The sequence below is a fragment of the Mesonia ostreae genome (assembly GCF_031845265.1).
GTDB classification, from domain to species: Bacteria; Bacteroidota; Bacteroidia; order Flavobacteriales; family Flavobacteriaceae; genus Mesonia; species Mesonia ostreae.
In genome coordinates this window covers 1-3,844 of record NZ_JAVRBG010000032.1, presented here as the reverse complement: position 1 = coordinate 3,844, position 3,844 = coordinate 1, and the positions used below count along the sequence as shown (strand labels likewise).

The window sequence follows — 3,844 nt, the reverse complement described above, 5'->3', positions numbered from 1 at the left end:
AAGATTTTGACACAGGTAATGTATGTCTCAAATTTAATGTAGAAAAGAGTTGGTTTTTACCTCAGTTCTTTGTTGTGGTGCGTTTTTATTTCCAATTTCTACTTTATTTCGCCTATTTTTCAAAATTCCGATTGTCATTATGTAAATCAGAACGATTGCGAATGGTATAGCAATAAATCTATATTCGGGTAATAAATACCAAAGTACAAGAATTATTGTAGTTCTGAAAGTTGCGTGGAAAATTCCAACCCAATGATTAATTATCCAAGAAAATGGCAACCACATTAATCCTGTTAAAATTCCGACTGTCATAGGCAGTGAAGAATAGTCTATAATAAAAAAAGGAATTGCAATAGAGTAAGCTAAAAGTGCTTGTCCAACCGTAAAAAAGAAAAGCTTATCAAATTCGTTTTTTGGTTTTGTTTTGTCAAGAAAATCCTCGCCTGTATATTTTGAAATGAACATAGCTAAATACACAATACTGCCTGTTCCAATAAAAATTGACCAAACAGCTATAAAATCAGAGGAAAATATTCCAACAAATCCGATAATTGTCCAAACTATAAGTCCGGCTAAAGGTGTAGCGAGAAATTTTTGATTTGAAAATTCAATTCGTTGTTCTTCGAGTGTTCTATTATTCATTGGTTAATTAAGTAAGTTTATCTTTTTATGGTTCTCAAGTTTAGTTTTAAAATTACTTTATTTTTCAAAATTTTAATGCTATTACGAATTTTTCTTAAATGCACCACAACGGTTTTGTATATGGCTCGTAGCGTGCAAATTAGCGATAACTTTTCGGTTAAGCACGAGCCGAATTTTTTAATTTTCTTATTACCTTTTCTTTTCAATAAGCCAAATTAAAAAATTTGGCGGACTTGCAAATATGTTTTAACTTCGATTAAGCAAATATCTAGCTATGAGCTATATACGGTGTTACCTGCTGGCTTTTTTATTTACAATTTGTCTTTGTATTCGGTAAACTTTATTTCTCTTAATTTTGCGTTTGTAATTTCGTTTTCTTTTGGTTCTGTATCATTGCAAACATTATGTTCAAAAGTACTTAATGTTTGAAAGAACAAATCGTTTAGCTTTTTATCAAATTTAAATATAATAATTCGACTTTCTCGATGGCACATTCCTCCATAATAGGAAATTGTCAATTCACCATTTTCTATTTTTATTTCGGGGAATTGATCGTACATTTCTATATAAGTTTCCGTAAGATTATCGTTCACAAATTTTTTGGATACATTTCCTTTTGAGTTAGTTATAAAGACAATTATTTGTCCATTTTTACTACCATTTTTAGAGGAAACGATTCCTAAATCAGAAATTCCATCGAGATTTATATCTCCTTCTGATTCGTGCATTATATTATATTTTTCCTTTTCCTTTTGTAAAGACCTTACCGATTTGCAATTCGCGAAGAAAAGAGTCAAAAGCGTTAAAGTCAGAATTATTATCTTATTTTTCATTTTCGACTGATAGTTTTTTTTTTAGCTTGCAGGTAACGGTATTGTATATGGCTCGTAGCGTGCAAATTAGCGATTAGTTCCGGATTGAGCACAAGCCAGATTTTTAAATTTTACTATTTATTTTTTTATTGGAAAACGTCAAATTTAAAAATTTGGCGACTTTCCAAATATGCCTTAACTTCGTTTAAGCAATTAACTAGCTATAAGCTATATACGTTGTTGGCAACTGGCTTTTTTTATATATCGAATTTCTCTTTTGCTTTTTTCCAGTTTTTATTTAATATAGGTTTATTTACACTTGTTTTTCCATTAGATAACTCTCCTGAAAAATGGCAATATTTCTCAGGAAAATCAGAGTTTTTATATTTATTCCACATTTTAAAAGCTTCGTATTGCATTGGTTTTTCGACATTGAAAGCTATTTCTTTTCCTGTCCTAATACAATATCCAATTTCGTTTTTAGTGTTGTTGCTTTGTTCATTTTCTTTTTTTCTAGTATTTTTTTTGAAAACTTTATTATAACTTTTATTATTAAAAAAATCAGAAAGTTTATCGATTTCTACTTCTGATTTAATGTATTTTTTAGAACTTAAAATATTCTTTTTTTCATAAACAGGTCGTTTCTCAAAAAGTAGTTCAGCTTGCTGTAAAACTGTAGCAAAATACTCCCAAGAATTATCATCTAAATTATTATTTCTATTAAATTTTTTTTCCATTAAAACTCCAGCTTCTATATTATTGTTTTGAGAAAAACCATAAAGATTCATAGAAGTTAAAATTGCCTTAGATTCGCTTGCATAATATTTGGCGTGAAGTCTTTTTTCGTATAAAATCTCAATATTGGGAAATTGTTTAAAGAAATCAAAATCCTCCTGTTTCATACTTTTGGACATATCATCTTCATTTTTACCAAACAAAACTGTAATTTCTATGTTATGATTTTCAAGTTTAGTAAGAAGTGAAGCTTTATATCTATCGTGAAGTTTTATATAAGGGGAAATCAAAATAATACTGTATTCTGCACTCTCAAATATCTTTTCGAGTTCTGCGTTTAAATCATTTCCTTTTAAAAATTTGGTCATTTTTTAAGTATATAGTTTTTTTTTTAGCTTGTTGCCAACGTGTTTGTATATGGTTTGTTGCGTGGTTTAGCACGTAATTTAGCAAATAAAAACCGAATAGAAAATCCGCGAGGATTTTCGTAAGTAGGCTAGAACTAGCAATAAATTATATACGGTGTTGGGCACAGTTATTATTCTATTTCTAATCTCGACCTTCGTAAAACTTTTTCTCCAACATTTGTTAATGCTAATTCCAAATAATTGACATTATCTTTTCCTGAAGCCAATAATCCTAATTTCACAAAGTATCCAAATGAGTCTGTCAAATCTTCAGTTTTTATCCAGCCTTGTTCTTCTTTTCCTATGCTTTCTACTAATTCTATAAATTCATCTATTAGGTTTTTCTTTTTAATTTTATTAAATAGAACATCTACTTCGTTATCTAAACTTATATTTTTTTTAGTTTCTTCATTATGGTTACCTTCTTCATTATTGTTTGAATTTATCTTATCAATTGTATTTTCAAGTTCAGATATTTCCAATAGTAATCTTTTCTTGTTTTCTCTTTCAATTTCTAATTTTGTCTCAATTCGAGTATTTTCAATTCTCAAGTTTTCAAACGTTTCTTTCAGAACTATTGATTTACTATCCGTTATTTTATATATCCAAGGTGTAATTTGTTTTTCTGAAAAATTAGTAATCAATCGTGAAATTGCGAGTAATAAATAAGTCAAAATTAAAAGACCAAAAGCCCATAAAGCTGTAGTTAATAAATTTCCAATAAAACTTTGTTCGGAATAATATGTTTTAATAAAGTCAACTTTGTCTTTTAATTGATAATTTTTATCAAAATTAAAAATGGTGTATATAAGTTCCCAATTTCTAATTATCCAAACTATTAAATAAGTTCCTAAAAATGGATTTCTCGTTTTCTCCTTGAAGTTATCACGAAATGAAATTAAAAAATCTTTTATCATATTTCATAGTTTTTCTTTAATTGTGCCCAACGGTTTTGTGTATGATTAGTGGCGTGTTTAAGCACCTAATTTAGTAAATAAAAACCGAATAGAAAATCCGCGAGGATTTTCGTAAGTAGGCGAGAACCAGCCATTAATTATACACGGTGTTACCCAACGTTTTTTTATTCAGATTATTAATTTTTTCAATTTTTCCTCAATTGTTTTTTCGTTAGATTTCTCAAAAGTTAGTTCCGCAATATTTGTTATTCCGATTTTTTTATTCGGTTACTGAACTCCAGTTTTCTCCAGTTTTTATTCTATGAATTTGCATATCAGATACTCCAAAGCG

4 protein-coding genes are annotated in these 3,844 nt (G+C 28.5%); all 4 read right to left on the bottom strand.

Translation table 11 applies throughout. The features are described 5' to 3' along the window. Positions 1–33: 33 nt before the first annotated feature. Positions 34–642 carry a DUF7010 family protein gene (locus RLT85_RS14970; protein WP_311402851.1) on the bottom strand — a complete coding sequence of 203 codons (609 nt, stop codon included), beginning with the start codon at positions 640–642 and terminating at the stop codon, positions 34–36. Between the two features lie 311 nt (positions 643–953). Then, complete coding sequence (locus tag RLT85_RS14965; protein ID WP_311402850.1) at positions 954–1,370, bottom strand: hypothetical protein; 417 nt, start codon at positions 1,368–1,370, stop codon at positions 954–956. Positions 1,371–1,711: 341 nt separating this feature from the next. After that, a complete protein-coding gene (locus RLT85_RS14960) occupies positions 1,712–2,557 on the bottom strand; it encodes a phospholipase D family protein (protein ID WP_311402849.1) in 846 nt (281 codons plus the stop codon). Between the two features lie 170 nt (positions 2,558–2,727). Continuing rightward, positions 2,728–3,513: a hypothetical protein gene (locus tag RLT85_RS14955; protein WP_311402848.1), complete on the bottom strand. Its 786-nt coding sequence runs from the start codon at positions 3,511–3,513 to the stop codon at positions 2,728–2,730. Positions 3,514–3,844 lie beyond the last annotated feature (331 nt).